Consider the following 262-nt stretch of genomic DNA (forward strand, 5'->3'; position numbering starts at 1 on the left):
GGGGCGGCTAATGCTTGAGTGCTAACGAGCAGGCAGGTTAAGGTTAGCAGAGTCAGCAAGCGTCTAAGTAAGATGGAATAGAAGGGTTTTATGTCAGATATCAGTGCTATCACAGTTAAGAATCTCGTTAAGTCAGTGGCTACCCAAGAGGGAGAGCTTACTATCCTCAACGGCATCAATATGGATGTCAAGCATGGAGAAAGTATCGCTATTCTTGGGCCATCAGGATCTGGCAAGTCGACCTTGCTCGGCTTGCTTGCGG

General features: G+C 48.1%; 1 protein-coding gene. It reads left to right on the forward strand.

What is annotated here, in order from left to right:
• Positions 1-90 precede the first annotated feature (90 nt).
• Positions 91-262, forward strand: a 172-nt coding sequence (locus MTCD1_RS19485; RefSeq protein ID WP_143760193.1) for an ATP-binding cassette domain-containing protein, incomplete at its 3' end; no start/stop codon positions are given.

It is taken from the genome of Colwellia marinimaniae (genome assembly GCF_002207865.1).
Classification (GTDB): domain Bacteria; phylum Pseudomonadota; class Gammaproteobacteria; order Enterobacterales; family Alteromonadaceae; genus Colwellia; species Colwellia marinimaniae.